The sequence below is a fragment of the Pseudomonas sp. GM33 genome (assembly GCF_000282295.1).
Lineage (GTDB): Bacteria > Pseudomonadota > Gammaproteobacteria > Pseudomonadales > Pseudomonadaceae > Aquipseudomonas > Aquipseudomonas laurylsulfatiphila.
The window spans coordinates 1-16,472 of record NZ_AKJO01000020.1 but is presented as its reverse complement, the minus strand read 5'-3'; the positions used below and the strand labels follow the sequence as shown (position 1 = coordinate 16,472).

The 16,472-nt window shown below is 56.5% G+C and carries 17 protein-coding genes and 1 pseudogene; 4 read left to right on the top strand and 14 right to left on the bottom strand.

Annotated features, from left to right (window positions below; translation table 11 throughout):
• The first annotated feature begins 37 nt into the window (after nt 1–37).
• Nucleotides 38–1,156, top strand: coding sequence for an FAD-dependent monooxygenase (locus PMI26_RS25785; RefSeq protein ID WP_007970789.1), 1,119 nt, complete (start codon nt 38–40; stop codon nt 1,154–1,156).
• A gap of 63 nt (nt 1,157–1,219) precedes the next feature.
• On the opposite strand, the gene PMI26_RS25790 is transcribed toward PMI26_RS25785, so the two are convergent.
• From PMI26_RS25790 to PMI26_RS25815, 6 genes are all read right to left on the bottom strand, one after another.
• Nucleotides 1,220–1,825 (bottom strand): isochorismatase family protein, encoded by a 606-nt coding sequence (locus PMI26_RS25790; protein ID WP_007970788.1) that lies wholly within the window; start codon nt 1,823–1,825, stop codon nt 1,220–1,222.
• 25 nt (nt 1,826–1,850) lie between these two features.
• Nucleotides 1,851–2,585 (bottom strand): pirin family protein, encoded by a 735-nt coding sequence (locus PMI26_RS25795; RefSeq protein WP_007970787.1) that lies wholly within the window; start codon nt 2,583–2,585, stop codon nt 1,851–1,853.
• A gap of 83 nt (nt 2,586–2,668) precedes the next feature.
• Nucleotides 2,669–3,613: an alpha/beta fold hydrolase gene (locus tag PMI26_RS25800; protein WP_007970786.1), complete on the bottom strand. Its 945-nt coding sequence runs from the start codon at nt 3,611–3,613 to the stop codon at nt 2,669–2,671.
• Nucleotides 3,614–3,774: 161 nt separating this feature from the next.
• Nucleotides 3,775–4,722 (bottom strand): SphA family protein, encoded by a 948-nt coding sequence (locus PMI26_RS25805; protein ID WP_007970785.1) that lies wholly within the window; start codon nt 4,720–4,722, stop codon nt 3,775–3,777.
• 172 nt (nt 4,723–4,894) lie between these two features.
• On the bottom strand, nt 4,895–5,659 hold the full coding sequence (locus PMI26_RS25810; protein ID WP_007970784.1) for an SDR family NAD(P)-dependent oxidoreductase: 765 nt from the start codon (nt 5,657–5,659) through the stop codon (nt 4,895–4,897).
• A 195-nt stretch (nt 5,660–5,854) separates the two neighbouring features.
• A complete protein-coding gene (locus PMI26_RS25815; protein ID WP_007970782.1) occupies nt 5,855–6,784 on the bottom strand; it encodes a LysR family transcriptional regulator in 930 nt (309 codons plus the stop codon).
• A 131-nt stretch (nt 6,785–6,915) separates the two neighbouring features.
• Between PMI26_RS25815 and salA the strand changes: the two genes are divergently transcribed.
• Nucleotides 6,916–8,178 (top strand): salicylate 1-monooxygenase, encoded by a 1,263-nt coding sequence (gene salA / locus PMI26_RS25820; protein WP_007970780.1) that lies wholly within the window; start codon nt 6,916–6,918, stop codon nt 8,176–8,178.
• 54 nt (nt 8,179–8,232) lie between these two features.
• Here the strand turns inward: salA and PMI26_RS25825 are convergent, their stop codons facing one another.
• Complete coding sequence (locus PMI26_RS25825; protein ID WP_007970779.1) at nt 8,233–9,129, bottom strand: LysR family transcriptional regulator; 897 nt, start codon at nt 9,127–9,129, stop codon at nt 8,233–8,235.
• Between the two features lie 103 nt (nt 9,130–9,232).
• On the opposite strand from PMI26_RS25825, the gene PMI26_RS25830 reads away from it, so the two are divergent.
• Complete coding sequence (locus PMI26_RS25830; RefSeq protein ID WP_007970777.1) at nt 9,233–10,594, top strand: MFS transporter; 1,362 nt, start codon at nt 9,233–9,235, stop codon at nt 10,592–10,594.
• Here PMI26_RS25830 and PMI26_RS25835 read toward each other — a convergent pair.
• Nucleotides 10,557–11,432 carry a LysR family transcriptional regulator gene (locus tag PMI26_RS25835; protein ID WP_007970775.1) on the bottom strand — a complete coding sequence of 292 codons (876 nt, stop codon included), beginning with the start codon at nt 11,430–11,432 and terminating at the stop codon, nt 10,557–10,559. The two genes, PMI26_RS25830 and PMI26_RS25835, sit on opposite strands and share 38 nt — an antisense overlap.
• A gap of 135 nt (nt 11,433–11,567) precedes the next feature.
• Here PMI26_RS25835 and PMI26_RS25840 point away from each other — a divergent pair, with 135 nt between their 5' ends.
• Complete coding sequence (locus PMI26_RS25840) at nt 11,568–12,506, top strand: LysR family transcriptional regulator (RefSeq protein ID WP_007970774.1); 939 nt, start codon at nt 11,568–11,570, stop codon at nt 12,504–12,506.
• A gap of 71 nt (nt 12,507–12,577) precedes the next feature.
• On the opposite strand, the gene PMI26_RS25845 is transcribed toward PMI26_RS25840, so the two are convergent.
• From PMI26_RS25845 to PMI26_RS25865, 6 genes and pseudogenes are all read right to left on the bottom strand, one after another.
• Nucleotides 12,578–13,486 carry a LysR family transcriptional regulator gene (locus PMI26_RS25845; RefSeq protein WP_007970773.1) on the bottom strand — a complete coding sequence of 303 codons (909 nt, stop codon included), beginning with the start codon at nt 13,484–13,486 and terminating at the stop codon, nt 12,578–12,580.
• A 103-nt stretch (nt 13,487–13,589) separates the two neighbouring features.
• Nucleotides 13,590–13,982, bottom strand: a complete 393-nt coding sequence (locus PMI26_RS25850; protein ID WP_007970772.1) for a nuclear transport factor 2 family protein — start codon at nt 13,980–13,982, stop codon at nt 13,590–13,592.
• A gap of 54 nt (nt 13,983–14,036) precedes the next feature.
• Complete coding sequence (locus tag PMI26_RS25855) at nt 14,037–14,501, bottom strand: SRPBCC family protein (protein ID WP_007970770.1); 465 nt, start codon at nt 14,499–14,501, stop codon at nt 14,037–14,039.
• 75 nt (nt 14,502–14,576) lie between these two features.
• Nucleotides 14,577–15,341 carry an SDR family oxidoreductase gene (locus PMI26_RS25860; protein ID WP_007970768.1) on the bottom strand — a complete coding sequence of 255 codons (765 nt, stop codon included), beginning with the start codon at nt 15,339–15,341 and terminating at the stop codon, nt 14,577–14,579.
• 98 nt (nt 15,342–15,439) lie between these two features.
• Nucleotides 15,440–15,879 (bottom strand): annotated as a pseudogene (locus tag PMI26_RS0129355) (4-hydroxy-2-oxovalerate aldolase); the annotation flags it as partial.
• 159 nt (nt 15,880–16,038) lie between these two features.
• Nucleotides 16,039–16,472, bottom strand: a 434-nt coding sequence (locus PMI26_RS25865; RefSeq protein WP_007970764.1) for an aldehyde dehydrogenase family protein, incomplete at its 5' end; no start/stop codon positions are given.

The following is a 16,472-nucleotide window of genomic DNA, read 5'->3' as shown; positions in this document are numbered from 1 at the left end:
TTTTCACGAAGGTTGACGTTATGAGTGCTTACACGCGATGAACACCACACACCCGGGAATTATAATTGTCGGCGGATCCCTTGCCGGCCTCACGCTGGCGCTCGCTTGCGCGACCAGGGGCTTGCCCGTTCGTGTCGTTGAGCGCTCCATCGGGCGTGTACACGGTGGCGACAGCCTGAGTGTCGATCTTGACGTGGTCGCGGCGACGGTTGGCCATGATCCGCGTGCTGCGCCCATTTTGCCCGTGGTACCCGCCTATCGCGAATTGACGACTTGGCCGGCGCTTTACAACTGGCTACGGGACCGGGCTGTCGCAACACCAGGCATCGTCCTCGAAGAAGGCAACGCCGTCACCTCGGTCACAGACCTTGGCGATCGGGCACAACTCTCCTTTGCCGACGGAACGCAGAGGGTTGCCGCCGCAGTGATCGGGGCGGACGGATATCGCAGCATAGTTCGCCAGGCAATCACGCCCGACGCACCGCTTGCCCGCTACGCCGGTTATCTGGTGTGGCGTGGGCTGGTCGAGGAGCGAGCGCTGACGCGTCCCGTCCCCTGGCCATCGGACGGCGGCCTATGGATTGAGTTCGTGGGCGGATATCGTCTGGTTGCCGCGGTGCTTCCAGGTCGCGACGGCTCGATGGAGCCAGGTCAGCGTCAAGTCACATTCGCATGGTTCGATGTACATCAGGAGGCATTGCTCCGTAGCACCGGCTGTCTGACCGCCGATGGCCACATCGTGGGCACACTCGGACGCGGGACGATCGATGAAGACGTGAGGTCTGGCTTGGTCGCCCAGGTCCCTCAGGTCTGGCCTGAAATGTGGGCAGAGGCAGTGACTGTCGGCGTGCGCTCAGCGAATGTATTGAGCGGCGCTCCGATTGCCGAATACAAGCCGCAGCGGTTGGCACGTGGCGCACTGGCCATCATCGGCGACGCTGCCCACGTCGTTTCTCCGATGACCGGGCGCGGCTTTTTGACCGGAGTGGAAGATGCGGCGGTGCTGGCTCAAATGCTCGCAGACCAAAGCGCAGACGAACCCGTTGCCGCTGTGCTGGCCCGTTATGAGGCAGCACGATTACCCTTCGTCCGCGGGCTGGTCAGCCATTCAAACCGGATCAGCGCCGAATATGTTCGCTATGCGCAAGTGAACTGATCTGGGAACTGTCGCGTTGCTCGACGAGCCATGCACTTCGAGCAGCGCGACAGGATTGCAGTTTTACTGGATGCCGGCACCCAAGGCCGGGAATACATCGGTGAACAACAAGCCAATCAGTTGCTGTCCGTTAGGTGTGGACCAATCCTGTCCGATCTCCGCCATGAGTGTATTGGTGGCGGTGAGCACGACGCCAGCATCGTGCATTCGTTGACGGGCGAACTCTTCGGAAAGATCGCTGGGCGAGCCCGAAGCATCCAGCACGGCCTGCACGGCAAAGCCTTCGAGCGCAGCATCGATTGCCGGAAAGATAAGACAAACGTCGGTGGTCACACCGGCCATGATCAGATGCTTGCGCCCAGTGGCGAGCACCGCATCGCGGAAGTCGGCGTATTCCCAGGCGTTGACCACACCGGGACGCTTGATCCGTGCCGCGTGCGCTTCTGGGAGTATCGCGGCGATTTCCGGAAGAATCGGGCCCTGGGCTTGATCTTCCTGGCTGGACGTAATCACGACCGGCATGTTGAGGATCTTCGCCATCTTGGCCAGCGCAATCGACTGCTTGGCGGCAAACTCACGGTCGATGTTTTTGATCAGTTGCATCGTGCCGACCTGATGGTCGATCAGTAACAACGCGGCGTTCTCTGCAGTGAATCGTACGGCAGCCATAGTACAAATCCTCGTTTCGTTGGGTTCAAAAAAAGGGTAGCGGAGGTCCGCTGAACAGCACGACGTTGGCACTGCCCTGCGGGGCTCTCAACTTGACCTCGCGTGGAGTATTTTGCGCCGGGAACACCGGAAGCTTGAGGTCCTCGCGATTGAAGCGCTGGGCCTCCACCTCCACCGTGCCGTCGATTGGCATGGCAAACATGCACTGGCCTGCGGCAATAGACACACTCAGCTCGGCACCCTCCTCCAGAGAGATGTCGAGCATCGTTACCTCGGTCGGTGGACTCAGCGGGGAGCGCATCTCACGATAGCTCCCCAACGGCACCCGCACTTTGGCACCTGGCTCCTGCATGACTGGCACATCCTGCGCTTCGAGTATCAGCGGGAACGGAGCGATGTCCCTGTTCGACGGAGCGAGAGCGACGAAGATCTGCAGTCCGTGAACCTTTTTGCCGGTTTCGACCGGAACCTCTTCGTGCACCACGCCACCGCCGGCGGTAGTCCAGTGCAGGCCGCCCGGTTGAATCACGTTCTGGGTACCGATCGAGTCACGGTTGGCCATGCCCGTCTCGGAATCGGGAAGCAGGTAGGACACCGCCGAAATGCCGGCATGCTGGTGTGGCCCAAAGGTCGGCGCGTCCATCCAGTAGTGGTCGACCCCGATGAAGGGGGAGATCAATTCTGCCTCGGTGCGCAGACCAAAACCGTGGAAATGGCCGCCGAGGTTGGCGCGACTAAGCGGGGCGATAACGACAGACATGACAGCAGCCTCTGGTACTGGTGGTGTCGTTCAATGCGCAATAATGAGTGTAGCCCCACCATCTCTCACCGAACGGCAATTGGTCATCGTGCATAGGGCGCGAAAAAAGCCTCAAACGCAGCCAGCAATGCCTCCGGGCGTTCCTCCGCCGGATAGTGACCGCAATCCGGAATGACCACGGATTCGACATTCGATGCGACCGTGCGCAACTCGGCTTCAACGCTGTCGCCACAGGCAAGCGCGCCCGAAAATGCCAACACCGGTAAGGTCAGGCGCGTTGCTTTGCGCTGTTGGCTCTGTGGAATCGACTGATCGATTGCGCGGTAATAGTCGAAGCTGGCCCGCAGGGCTTGTGGATCGCGCTTGAGTTGTTCGATGTAGAAGTCGATCGCGTAACGAGGTACCGCCTGTGGCGACCCTGCTTTCGTCGCGAACTGGTGACCGAAGTAGAGTTCTTCGCGACCACTGACCAGTTGCTCGTTGATGCCCAGCGCCCGATTGAAGTTGAAATGCCAGAGAAAATCACTGAGCCAGCGCTGCTCAGGCAGCAATGGCGGAGAGTCGGATAAGCCTGGAATAAGCGCCTCGCCCAGCGCAATGCGCTCGATTCGGGCGGGTTGATCGTGTGCCATGGCATAACCGGTCCACATGCCGATGTCATGGCCAGCCATGGCGAAAGACTCATGCCCCAAGGCGTCCATTAGCGCAAACATGTCTTGGGCCAAGGTCCTTGAGTCATAACCCTCCTGCGCTTTTTCCGAGAGCCCGACACCCCGCGGATCGACAGCGATCACGGTGAACGTGCGAGCCAGCGGCTGCATGAGGTAACGCCACGCAAACCAGTTTTGCGGCCAGCCCCCAAGCAGTAGCAACGGCTTGCCCTGCCCGCCAATGACGGCGTGCAGTTTCACGCCGTTGGCCGCGATCTCGTAGCTTTCGAAGACGTCAGTAAAACCGGTTGGCAGCTTGGGTACGTCGTGCACGGAGCCGAAGCCGCTCAGCGTTTTGAAGTGTTCCTTTTGCTGCATCCCAAAGCCCGCCTGATTGATCTAATCACCAGACCATAAATGAGGCACCAGAGACTGACTAGACAGGAAAATCACCAAGGACTGTTGTGCTGATGCACCAATCACGGCGCAAGGGCCACGACTGGCGCCCCTGCTTCGCAGTTGTGGCCAATAGACCAGGCTTAAAAACGCACGACCGCCTGGAGCCAGAGTCGCTCGCCGCGGGCCCGGTTTTCGACAAGCGTTTCATGCTGCCACTTCATCAGTACGCCAAATTCGGGGGTTTGATATTTCACAACAGGGCCATAAGCAACCACTCGACCTCGATTGCCATCCTCCCACACCGACTCACCGTGACGCTCATCATCGCTCACCTGCTTGTACAAATACCCACTGACCCCAACCTGCCAATTTTTGTTCAAGCTGTAGCCAAGATGATAGTCAGCATTAATCTCGCGCCCCGACCGGTAATCAGTCGCACGATTCTTGTCGTTTATCATGTAGAGAATCTTGGCGCTTATCTCCACCTCATCTATCGGGTTTGCCGTGAAGGAGTACCACGGCGAGTAGGACCACACATTGGTTCCCACATTGAACAGCCGATCCTTGTCATACGAAGCGGTGGGCGCATAAAAATCCACACCCAGCATCTGATGGAAACGTGGAGAGCTCCAGCCCAGAAACAGTGGCGTAAACGCTAGATCGGCGAAGCCTTCATCCTTGCCACTGTTGCGGACACGCCCTTGGGGTGTTTCGGTATAAAAACTCACCTGCCCTTTTATGTAGGGTAAGGCGGCACGACTGGCCAGTGTTGCGCCCCATAACGTGTAGTCGGAATAAACGTAGTCCAGGCATACCGCGAGTGACTGGTAACTGAGATTGAAGTCTTCAATCCCGGCCATACTGCGCCCATTGGCACCTTTTAGTTCAGTCGACTCGTAAGCGGAGCTATAAAAAAAGGTGGTTAACCCTGGCGGCGGCATTCGCCCAGCCAATACGGTGTCAAGACCGAGTGGGTAAGCGGTTCCGTTATTTTCGGTGGCGTGAGTTTGGGTACAAGTCAGCAGTATGGCTGCCGTGCAGAGCAAGGGAGAGCGTTTGCTGAGCCGCAGTGTTTTTACGCGCAACATAAGGATGATCTCGTATGGATTATTATTTTGATTACGAAGATTCATGCGAACAAACAGAACAAACAGAACAACGGGCCTGCCTCTAATGGGTGTTTATTATTTGCAAGGCAATAGAGTCCCTCCTTGTTTCAGGCAGGCCCAGTTGATTAATCAAGTTTAATGTCAGGCAGAGTTACCAGACAGTGGTTCCACCATCGACCCGAATATCAGTACCCGTGATGAAAGAACTTTCATCAGAGGCCAGGAACACAGCGGTGGCCGCAACTTCTTCGGGCTTACCCAAACGTCCCAGCATCACCTTGCCCACCATCGTTTCTGCCCACTCGGGATCCTGCAGCAACGGGATTGTTTGCTTGGACTCAATCAAACCTGGGGAAATGCTGTTGGCGCGCAAACCATGGACCCGGCCTTCCAGTGCCAGTTGGCGAGTCATGGAAAGCACAGCGCCTTTGGCCGCGCTATGCGCGATTCCAGGGAGCATGCGGTAGGTCGACCATGCCGAAACAGATGCCGTGTTAATAATGGAAGCGCCCGCAGACTTGATTAACTCCGGCCAGGCTGCACGTACGAGGTGGAAAACCAGATTCAGCTCCTGATCGATTGTTCGATGCCATTCATCGTCTGATATCTGATCGATCCATCCAAAATAGGCCATCGCCGCATTATTGAATAACACATCGACGTGCCCGTATTCCGACACCGCCAATTCAACTAGACGGGTGCAGTTGGCAGGGTCCGTCAAGTCACAATGGTTTAATGAGACCATCTCCCCACCTATGGACTTCACGGCATCAACCGTCTCTTGAGCCGCCTCATGATATATGTCACACCCCACTACTTTGGCGCCTTGTTGCGCGAACATTAATGCAGCCGCTCGCCCCATTGACCCGCCAGTACCTGTAATAATGCAAACTTTACCCTGCAGACGATGACTCATAAGCACTCCGTTATTCTTGCTTGTTTTTATAAGAATAGATCTTGCAGTAACACACCCGATCAGTCGTGGTGGTTAATGAGTTGCCGAACTGTAGGTAGACCACTACCTATTGACTAGGCACGAAAATCACCAAGGACTGTTGCGCTCACGCTCCAATCACGGTGAAAGGGTCTAAAAGGGAAATGACAGGCAGGGTCAGAAATTCAAAATGCGATTATATTCCGGCTCTAACCACTCCGGTTTTTCGGCGTACAACGTACGTGTTAACTCTTTGATGAGTTCTACGACGCTATCGTTATCATCAAGGCGGTAACTCATGATCAACGGTGAGACCGCTTCTTTGTCGCTTACAAGTCGATAAACCAGCTCACGTCTGAGGTGGCGAGCCGAGGCGGGAATGATGCAATAACCCGACTCCGCGGACGCCAATCCTAACGCTGTCTGAAGATCGCCTACTGCGTGTACCTCCGAGGGTTCGCCACCCTTCGCTCTGATCATGTTCAACACCTGATCAGCGAAGCTTGGATGGAATCGGGAGGGATAAACAATGATCGGCCAGCCACCCAGTTCAGCTAGTGAAACAGGGGTAGATATGGAAGCAAGCTCAAAGGCCGGTGCTATGGCAGCCATAAGGCGCTCCTCTCTGAGCACTATTCGATCGACCTCGGCTGCCTCCGTGTGGATGCGTCCAAACCCTACATCGATCTTCCTTTCCCGTAGCGCAACCATCTGTTCACCAGATGTCATTTCCTCCCATTTCACGTCCAGGTCCGGCCGAACTCTTCGCAAACGGCGAATAATCGTCGGGAGGGCACCATATAAGGCCGAGGCAACGAAACCGATCGTGAACGTCTGACGTGTGCCCAAGGCCGTCTGACGAGCATTTGCCGTCATCTGTTCGAATTTGCCAACGAGTGCTATGGCATCTTCATAGAATCGCTGACCGGCCGGGGTCAGCTGAATGGGGCGTGTCTCACGAAGGAATAGTTGAAAACCCAACTCTTCCTCGAGCAGATGGATCTGCTTGCTAAGTGACGGCTGCGCGACGTGCAGCGACTGCGCTGCCTTGGTGAAATTCCGTGTTCTTGCCACCGCGATAAAACGCTTGATTTGACGGATATCCATGACGGCCTTTCTACCAGGGAGGTTCCCTAGTATAGCCGCGAGGCTATGGTGCATAGGGACAAAGTCTTGGACGCTGCGCATCAAAGTTGCGAAAAATGGCCCACCAATAATCACAATAGAAAGGTGACTCAATGAACCGCAAGCATGCGCTACGTGTAGCCATCGTGGGTGGAGGAATTGCCGGGACGGCCCTGGCACTAGGCCTGATAAAAAAGGGAATGACACACGTCAAGCTGTTTGAAGTCGCCCCCGCTTTCGGTGAAATCGGCGCCGGCGTTTCTTTTGGCGCCAATGCTGTACAGGCTATCAAGCAGCTCGGTATCGGCGAGGACTACCATGAAATTGCCGACAGCACTTCTGCCCCCTGGCAGGACGTCTGGTTCGAGTGGCGTCATGCGCACGATGCCTCACTGATAGGTACCAGCGTTGCGCCGGGCGTAGGGCAATCATCTGTCCATCGCGCCGACTTCATCGATCTGTTGACCAAGCGCCTACCGCAAGGCATTGCGTCGTTGGGCAGGCAAGTCGTCGGCTATGAAGAAAACAATAACGAAGTATCACTGAAGTTTTCCGACGGCAGCTCCTACCCAGCCGACGTTGTCATTGCCGCAGACGGAATCAAATCAGCCCTGCGTAATCCCCTGCTTGCTGCTGCTGGCCATTCAGCCGTAAAGCCGCGCTTCACCGGCACGTCAGCGTTCAGGGGATTGGTGGAAACGGCGGTACTCCGTGATGCTTATCGTGCGGCAGCACTGGATGAGCACTTACTCAACGTGCCTCAGATGTACCTGAGCGAAGACGCCCACGTCCTGACGTTTCCCGTTAAAAAGGGGCGTCTGATCAACATCGTTGCCTTTGTGTCCGACCGCCATGTCGAACATCCCTCCTGGCCGGCCGACATGCCATGGGTGAAAGCAGCTTCGAAAGAGCAAATGCTGAACAGTTTCGAAAGCTCAGGGCTTGCCGTAAAAACGCTACTTCAATGCATTCAAAACCCGACGCTTTGGGCCCTTCACGATGTGGAGCCGTTACCCACTTATGTCCACGGGCGAGTAGCACTCATTGGCGACGCGGCGCACGCGATGCTGCCACACCAGGGTGCTGGCGCAGGCCAGGGCCTCGAAGATGCTTACTTCCTGGCAGAGTTGCTTTCGAACGAGGCGGCTTCAGCGGCGGATGTACCCGCACTGCTGGCGGCCTACGATGAGGTCCGACGCGAGCGTGCCTCGCGCGTTCAGCGCACGTCCTGGGAAGCCGGTGAGTTGTACGAATACAAGAACCCAACCGTTGGTCGCGATTCCCGGAAATTGAAGGACGCGTTGGAACAGCGCCTAGATTGGGTTTGGCAACATAGTCTGGACGATGAAGTGAAAAAAGCCCTGGCACTCTGCTAAACGCGTTTTTCTCGCCCCTTCTGCCAGGTCAATCATTCCAGATTGACCTGATAGTCACCCATTGAATACCGACATGATCAAGCGCCGCAGCCAGACACTTCTCGGCGCTTCATGAAAACGTGCATGCCAGTACTGCTTGAGGTCGTAGCGTGGAATGTCCACGGGAGGCTCGACCATTCGCACGTTCAGATTGTGCGTGTACATGTTGGCGACGGTGCGTGGCAACACCACGATCAAATCGGAGCGTTCGATGATCGATGGCACACTCATGTAGTGAGAAGTCTGCAGCACGATGTTGCGGTGGATACCTGCTTTGGTCAGGTGGGCTTCGAACATTTCCTGGCGACGGCTGCCATCACGTACCTGCAGATGCTCGAGGCTGCGGAAATCCTCCAGGGACAGTCGCTCCCCTGCCAGAGGGTGATCGAGACGGATCAGACAGACCAGGTCATGAGAGAACAATCGCTGCTGGTAAATGTTGGGGGTTGTGAGGTCGGGGAAATAGCCGAGCACCGCATCGACCCGGCCTTCATGCAGGTTCTCCACAAGCTCATCAGGTGCCAGGCTGACGGTTCGAATGCGGGAATTCGGTGCCGCGCTGCGCAGGCTCTGGAATAGCGCAGGTAGAAAGACCACTTCACCCACTTCGCTCAGGCAAAAGACGAACTCCTGGTCGCTGGTAGCAGGGTCGAAGGTCGGTCCGCTGAGGATGTCCCGGTCGATTATTTCGATCACTTCGCGGGTGCGCTCAATGATGCCTTGCGCCCGTGGCGTCGCCTCCATCACGTTACCCGAGCGAATGAACAGTGGGTCCCCCAGTGAGTGACGCAGGCGAGCCAGTGCCGCACTGGTTGCGGGCTGGCTCATGCCTAGCCGCTTCGCCGCCGAGGTGACATTGCCGGTTTCATAAACGGCTAGCAGGACGCGGAGCAGGTTGAGGTCGGTGCGCATAGGTATAACAAAACCAGATAGTTTGAATAATTAGAATTGGCTTCCTTTATTTAAAGCGCTTGGCGACGATCACGTCCAGATAAAAAAAATAAAAGGTAGCCGCATGAACCCTGACAACGCCCGAATTGGCGAGATCATCGACAGCGCGAAGATCTCGCCATACCAGATCGTCATCCTTGCCTTGTGCTTCCTCATCGTCCTGGTGGATGGTTTCGATACCGCAGCCATTGGTTACATCGCCCCGTCGTTGCGCGAAGAATGGGGTCTGTTGCCTGCCCAGTTGTCACCGGTTTTCGGGACAGGGCTGTTTGGTCTGATGGTCGGCAGCCTGATACTGGGGCCATTCGCCGATGCCATCGGGCGCAAAAGCGTTTTACTGATATCAGTGCTGGTGTTTGGTCTCGCCACCCTGGCCAGCGCCTACACCCAATCGATCGAGTCGCTTACGGTTCTGCGTTTCATCACCGGCATCGGCCTGGGTGGTGCGATGCCGGCGTGCATTGCCTTGAGCGCCGAATACTCCCCCGCCCGCCGACGCATGATCATGGTGACCTTGAGTTGGAGTGGCTTCACGGCGGGCCTTGCCTTGGGCGGCATGCTCGCCGCGCACATGATTCCTGCATTCGGCTGGCGTTCTGTGCTGGTACTGGGTGGCGTCATGCCGCTGGCGTTACTGCCACTGTTGGCTTGGTTAATGCCCGAGTCGGTTCGGTTTATGGCGTCCTTGGGCAAGCACGCCGACGCCTTGCGCCGGGTGGTCGAACGCATCACCCGAAAGAGCTGGAGCGGTGTAACGATCCTCGATGACGAACGCCCGGCCCAGGTCAGGTCCCCGATCTCGCACCTGTTCATCGACGGTCGGTTGGTCCGCACACTGCTGCTGTGGGTGACCTTCTTCTGCTCGCTCTTTGTGTTTTATCTGCTGACCAGCTGGCTGCCTACCCTGCTCAAAGAGGCCGGCTACGATATCGCTTACGCTTCGCGTATTGGCGCCATGGTGCCGCTGGGCGGTACCGTCGGCGCCATTCTCATGGCCCTGCTGATGGATCGCGTCGGCCCCTACCCTGTACTGACGTTCTCGTACTCGGTAACGGCTGTGGTCATTGCCGTCACGGGCTATCTGATGGGTGATCCCTATCAATTGGCTGCCATGGTATTTCTCATCGGCTTCGGTGTAGCCGGTGCGCAAAACGGCCTCAACCTGGTGTCAGCCACCCTGTACCCCACCGCCGCCCGCGTGACCGGGGTGAGCTGGGCAATGGCCGTCGGCCGTTGCGGTTCAATTGTCGGCTCGACGCTGGGCGCCTGGTTTATTTCCACCGCGGGTACAGCACAGGTCTTCTTCCATTGGTTGGCGCTTCCTGTGCTGATCGGCGCAACAGCCATTGGTGGTCTTTATTGGCTCAGCACTCGACGGAACCCGACAATCAAGCGTGCTCAAGGTGCTCACGCAGAAACTCAATGAAACGTTGAGTTTTTGCAGGCAAAAGACGGGTTTCAGTGAGGGCATACACCGGGATCGGATTGGCCTGCCATTGGGGCAGTACCGGTTGCAGCAAGCCAGTGCGCAGATCGTCCGCTGCAATGCCTTCAGGTAGCAGCGCTATCCCCAGATCCAGTGTCGCCAATCGCCGAAGCATCCCGACGCTATTCAGTTGAAACCGTCCTCCCACCTCGACCTCAACCACTTCGCCTGAATGGGAAAGCTGCCACTTGCCAGCCTTTCGCAGGCGCAAGCATTCGTGGTTTACCAGCTCGGACGGATCGCTGGGTTCTCCATTGAGTTCCAGATAACGAGGCGAGGCGTACAAACGACGAGTGAGGCTCGCCAGCTTGCGTGCAATCAGATTCGAATCTGCCGGTTCGCCCATGCGAATAACCACATCGACGGGTTCGCTGACCAGGTCAACCTGGCGTGGCGTGAGGTCGAATTCAAAGCTAATGCCAGGGTACCGTCGAGCGAATTCAGCAATGAGCGGTGCCAGGTAAATGTTGGCGAAATCCACCGGCAGTGACGCGCGCAAAAGGCCGCTTGGATGCGCGAGCATTTCACCCAGCTGCTCGTGCGCCAGCCGCGCCTCGTCAACGATTCGCTTGCACCGGTCAAAGTACAACTGCCCCGCCTCCGTCAATTCGATCTTGCGCGTGGTGCGATTTAACAGTCTCAAGCCAATGGCCTTTTCAAGCCCGCTGATGCGTCGCGACAAGGTCGAATTGGGCATCGCCATCGCTTCTGCGGCTTTGCGAAAACTGTGGGCTTTGACGACCTCGACGAACAACGCCATGTCGTTCAGAAGTTCCATGTTGATTGCTCCATCAGTGGATCAGTCATTTCAATTGTAGCTAGTTTATCCCGCATCCAGTTTGATCAATGATGGTTACATCAGCCTTTGCCGTTAACGGTTGCTCAACGACCCCCGCAGGAGAGCGTCAACTGCATGAAAGACCTTAATGACCTTTATTACTTCGTACTGGTGGTCAAACATGGAGGTTTCTCGGCAGCGGCACGGGCAACGGGCATTGAAAAAACGTTGCTCAGTCGTCATATCGCGGATCTTGAATTGCGAATGGGGGCCAGGCTGTTACATCGCACAACGCGCCAGGTTTCGCTGACCGAAGCCGGCCATCATTTCTTTACGCTCAGCCAGCCCGTTGTCGAGGGTGCGCATACCGCTTATGAAAGTGTGGAACATCTTCGACGAGAACCCGTCGGGTTGGTACGGTTGAGCTGTCCTCAGGTGATGGCGCAGAGTTACCTGGCCCCCCTGCTGCCTGGGTATATGGAGAAACACCCAAAGGTACGGCTTGAGTTGAATGCAGTCGATCGAGAGGTCGACCTCTTTGAAGAGCGCTTCGACGTGGCCTTGCGATCGCGTACCCGGATTGAAGAAACGGCCGGGTTGGTCGCAAAGAAATTAGGGGCAACCAGGCAGATCCTGGTCGCAAGCCCGCGCTTTCTCGATCGTGTCGGGCGACCTGCCACGATCCAGGCCCTGTCGGACATCGAGACGCTTTCTCGTCCTGGTGACATCCATGACGGCGTCGGCCGATGGTTCCTCAGCAGTTCGTCAGGTGAGGAGCTGCTGGTCAGCCATCAGCCACGTCTGATCTTCGATGATCTACGCATGCAACTGGAGGCCGCCGTCAATGGATTGGGCGTCGCGTTGTTGCCGGAACCCATAGCTGCAGCCTCTGTTCGCGCGAAGGCCCTGGAAGTCGTTATCCCCTCCTGGAGCGGTGCAACGCATATCATCCATCTGCTCTACCCCAAACCGAAGGGTATGTTGCCCTCCGTTCGCAGCCTGATCGACTACCTGAGCCTCCATTTACCCCAGAGCATCCAGGAACGAAGCATCACCGTTGAGAGTGTCGCTTGATACCGCGCCGGTTGATGTTTTGAGCGAGGGGAACACAACGCCTTGATGGCCACGGTTCCCTTTGAAAGCGACTATTGCCAGGCTGATTGTTGGCTGCGCAGTACCTGGCCGACCATTTCTCTCAACCACTTGTTCTGAGGGTCTCGGTGAAATCGGTCATGCCAGTACAGATCAATCTCGAACGAGGGTATTTGCAGGGGCAGAGGGTGTATGACGAGAGGATAAAAGCGCGCCAGGGTTTTACCCAGGGAAATGGGCAACGTCCATATCATGTCGGTATCCAACAGCAAGTGCGGAGCGGACAAGAACTGAGGGGTGCGCATTTTAATGCAGTCTCTGCCGCCCGCATCGACCAAAGCACGCTCCAGTGCCTGGTGCCCGCCACCACCTGACTCCACCAACAAATGCTCACTGGCGACAAAGGCTTCGAGGCTCAAGCCGCGATGTGCCAAGGGGTGGTCTTTGCGCATGGCGCAGACGTAATACTGAGAAATAACAGGCGTACGGTGAATGTCAGTCTGAAGGGTCGGCAAAAAGCCGAGCGCCAGGTCGATTCTGCCAGTGGACAGGCCATTGAGCGTCTCATCCATCCCACCCACGACGGTGTGTATTCGAGCTTGAGGTGCAACCCTGGACAATTCGCTCAAGATGGGCGGCAAACAAACGACCTCGCCAATGTCGCGCATTCTAAAGACGAATGATTTTTCACAATTTTTCGGATCGAACACCGGCATTTGGCTTCCTGCCTCCCTGACCATCGCAAGGGAGGCCAACAGTCGCGGCGCGATATGGACACAAAATGGCGTCGGCTCCATTCGGCGACCGACCAGCGTAAACAACCTGTCTCCATAATCGTTTCGCAACCGCTTGAGCGAACCGCTGACGGCAGCCTGCGTAACACCCAGATTCTGCGCCGCAATGGAGGCTGAGTGGTCTCGCCACAACGCCTCAAAGGTATAGAGCAGGTTCAAATCCTTCATCGAAATGCCTTTACTGAAATTCGCAAACCAAAACACTGCACTCGCCAGCAAAGCTGCGTGGGCTTCGACCGGCGAGTGCAGCTCAACTGGCACTCATGTGTGGTTATGCAGACGCTTGGATAACATTACCAGCAGATGCGCTGCTGAACAGGGGCGAAATATCAATGTGAATTCGATAATCATTGATCAATCGGGAAGCATTGAAGTGAACAACGACACAACAAGGAACATTGATAATCGTGCCGTCATGCTGGGTGTAATAGGTATCAAAACGCATGATTGTCGTGTTGCCCTCGCTCCACACGCCTTGAAGAATGTGTTCCAGCGAGGCTATTTGGGTAAAAAATGACTCAATCGCCGCCCTGACACCCTCTTTCCCCACTACTTCCGGGGAATTGCCAAACCGAAACACGACGTCATCGGTCAGATAACTCAAAAAACCTTCGACCGACATCCGATCGACACTTTCAAACATACCTGTCAATTCATGGTTCATTGCACGCCTCATTTCTTGTTTTTGTTTTTTCATTTCTGGTCGCTGCGGTGAATCTTATGCCGCTTTGCTGACCTTGTTACGGATGGCTTGCAGGGTGGATCGTACGGCGCTCAGGTAGGACGTCTGCATGCCGGTTGAGAACTCGACTTCCTTCTCGCTGCCCGCCGGTACGCCCGGCAGGGAGAAATCGAAGGAGAAGCGCAGGAACAGTTCGCCATCCTCTTCCTCGATGACGTTCTTGATCAGACCACGGGCATTACCGGAGAGGCGTACGAACTCGACTTGCTGCTCTTCAGTAAGAAGGACCATTTCCTGAAGGCGCTCACCGTAAAGCACCACTTCGCGGATAAAGGTATTGCCCTGGTCCTCAACGACATTACATTCGGTAATGGCATCAACGAACGGCACCGCATTGCGAGCCTTGCTCACCAACCCTTCCCATACCTGGCTGCGGTTCAGGTTTACACCGTCCGACTCCTCAGGGGCATTGACTTTCAAGCGACGACTTACATTGATCATGGGGGTACTCCGGGGTTTCAGGTTCAAAAGTGATCGACTCCCTGTCGAGCGTCAGGGACAGTCTTTCAGGGGGGCTCAAACGGTGAGATAACCACCGTCTACGGCCATTGCCGTACCGGTCACAAAACTGGCGTCATCGGACAGCAGCCATAGCGCAGCCTTGGCGATTTCTTCCGGTTTTCCGAAACGACCGATAGGGTGTCGTTCGCGCAATGCAGCGAACTGTTTGGCAAAATTGGGCTCTTCACTCGCACGCACAATCATTGGCGTTTCGATGATCCCTGGCATGATTGCGTTGACCCGGATGTTGAGGGTGCCATAGTCGACGGCCGCAGCCTTGGTCAACCCGACCACCCCATGCTTGGCAGCGATATAGTCCGAGGCAGCGGCAATCGCTACCGAGCCCAGGGACGAAGCGGTGTTCACGATGGCGCCACCGCCACTGTTCAACATGGCCCGGATCTGATGCTTCATGCAGTAGAAAACACCGGTCAGGTCGATGCGGATAATGCGATTCCACGCCGCAGACGAAATTTCATGCAGAGGCAAATTGCTTTGCTCGACCCCTGCATTGTTGAACGCGCCATGCAGACGGCCAAATCGAGTGACGACATCATCGACTGCTGCGGCCACAGCGTCTTCGTCGGTAACGTCGCAGATGATTGAATAAGCCTTGCCACCGGCAGCCGTGACAGCGCTGGCGGTTTCTTCGATGCCTAGGGCATCGCGATCAAGCAGCACAACTCTGGCGCCCGCTTTGGCAAAAGCCAGTGCGGAAGCACGGCCAATACCGCCTGAGGCGCCAGTGACAATGATGTTCCAGTCGTCAAGGTTGCTCATATCCACACTCTCGTTTTGTAATGCCACTTACTGTATTTACCGGGGCAACGATCGGGAATCCCGTAAAACCACCAAAGACTGTTGCGCTGTTGCACCAATTAGCAGCGGGTCAAATCCAGCGTCGCATCGACGATCATGTCCTCTTGCCCACCGACCATTTTTCGCCGACCCAATTCGACCAGGATGTCGACGGTACGCAACCCGTAGCGCTGGGCAGCCGCTTCGGCATGGCGAAGAAAGCTGGAGTAAACGCCTGCATAACCCAGCGCCAGCGTCTCGCGATCAACACCCACTGGACGGTCCTGAAGGGCGGCGATGTCATCGGCGACATCCATCAGGGTGTAAAGATCGGTGCCATGGTTCCAGCCCAGTTGCTCGGCAGCGGCGATGAACACCTCCAATGGTGTGTTGCCTGCACCGGCCCCCATCCCAGCCAGACTGGCGTCAACGCGATCACAACCCTGACCACCGCGACGATGGAGTTGGCAACGCCCAAGCTCAGGTTGTGGTGGGCATGGATACCCGTCTTCGCATGGGGGGCGTGGTTCAAGGATTAAGTGGCGGGGAAGCAACGGCGGCAGCATGCGATGATCGACTGCCACAGCGTTCCCGGCCACAAAGGATAGGTCCGTTTGAAGCGGCGCAAAGGGACAGCGCTCTCGTGCCCTTTGCGCTTGAAGCACTGCCTTTACCGAGCTTAGATGCCCAGGCAGAGGTATTTGATTTCCAAATAATCTTCGATGCCGTACTTGGAGCCTTCACGGCCCAGACCCGAGGCCTTGATGCCGCCGAACGGCGCGACTTCGTTGGAGATCAACCCCGTGTTGACGCCGACCATGCCGTATTCCAGGGCTTCCGCCACGCGGAATACACGGCCCATGTCGCGAGCATAGAAGTACGAAGCCAGACCGAACTCGGTGTCGTTGGACATCGCGATCACCTCGGCTTCGTCTTTGAAGCGGAACAGTGGAGCCAGTGGGCCAAAGGTTTCTTCCTTGGCTACGGCCGCGTTGTTCGGCACGTTGGTCAGGATGGTCGGCTCGAAGAAGTTGCCTTCCATCGGCTTGCCACCGGCCAGTACAGTCGCACCTTTGCTCAGGGCGTCGGCGATGTGTTCTTGCACCTTGGCCA

Bases quoted from the DNA above. Each gene is read 5' to 3' on its own strand.
- PMI26_RS25785 (WP_007970789.1), top strand. From the start codon at position 38: ATGAACACCACACACCCGGGAATTATAATTGTCGGCGGATCCCTTGCC.
- PMI26_RS25790 (WP_007970788.1), bottom strand. From the start codon at position 1,825: ATGGCTGCCGTACGATTCACTGCAGAGAACGCCGCGTTGTTACTGATC.
- PMI26_RS25795 (WP_007970787.1), bottom strand. From the start codon at position 2,585: ATGTCTGTCGTTATCGCCCCGCTTAGTCGCGCCAACCTCGGCGGCCAT.
- PMI26_RS25800 (WP_007970786.1), bottom strand. From the start codon at position 3,613: ATGCAGCAAAAGGAACACTTCAAAACGCTGAGCGGCTTCGGCTCCGTG.
- PMI26_RS25805 (WP_007970785.1), bottom strand. From the start codon at position 4,722: ATGTTGCGCGTAAAAACACTGCGGCTCAGCAAACGCTCTCCCTTGCTC.
- PMI26_RS25810 (WP_007970784.1), bottom strand. From the start codon at position 5,659: ATGAGTCATCGTCTGCAGGGTAAAGTTTGCATTATTACAGGTACTGGC.
- PMI26_RS25815 (WP_007970782.1), bottom strand. From the start codon at position 6,784: ATGGATATCCGTCAAATCAAGCGTTTTATCGCGGTGGCAAGAACACGG.
- salA (WP_007970780.1), top strand. From the start codon at position 6,916: ATGAACCGCAAGCATGCGCTACGTGTAGCCATCGTGGGTGGAGGAATT.
- PMI26_RS25825 (WP_007970779.1), bottom strand. From the start codon at position 9,129: ATGCGCACCGACCTCAACCTGCTCCGCGTCCTGCTAGCCGTTTATGAA.
- PMI26_RS25830 (WP_007970777.1), top strand. From the start codon at position 9,233: ATGAACCCTGACAACGCCCGAATTGGCGAGATCATCGACAGCGCGAAG.
- PMI26_RS25835 (WP_007970775.1), bottom strand. From the start codon at position 11,432: ATGGAACTTCTGAACGACATGGCGTTGTTCGTCGAGGTCGTCAAAGCC.
- PMI26_RS25840 (WP_007970774.1), top strand. From the start codon at position 11,568: ATGAAAGACCTTAATGACCTTTATTACTTCGTACTGGTGGTCAAACAT.
- PMI26_RS25845 (WP_007970773.1), bottom strand. From the start codon at position 13,486: ATGAAGGATTTGAACCTGCTCTATACCTTTGAGGCGTTGTGGCGAGAC.
- PMI26_RS25850 (WP_007970772.1), bottom strand. From the start codon at position 13,982: ATGAACCATGAATTGACAGGTATGTTTGAAAGTGTCGATCGGATGTCG.
- PMI26_RS25855 (WP_007970770.1), bottom strand. From the start codon at position 14,501: ATGATCAATGTAAGTCGTCGCTTGAAAGTCAATGCCCCTGAGGAGTCG.
- PMI26_RS25860 (WP_007970768.1), bottom strand. From the start codon at position 15,341: ATGAGCAACCTTGACGACTGGAACATCATTGTCACTGGCGCCTCAGGC.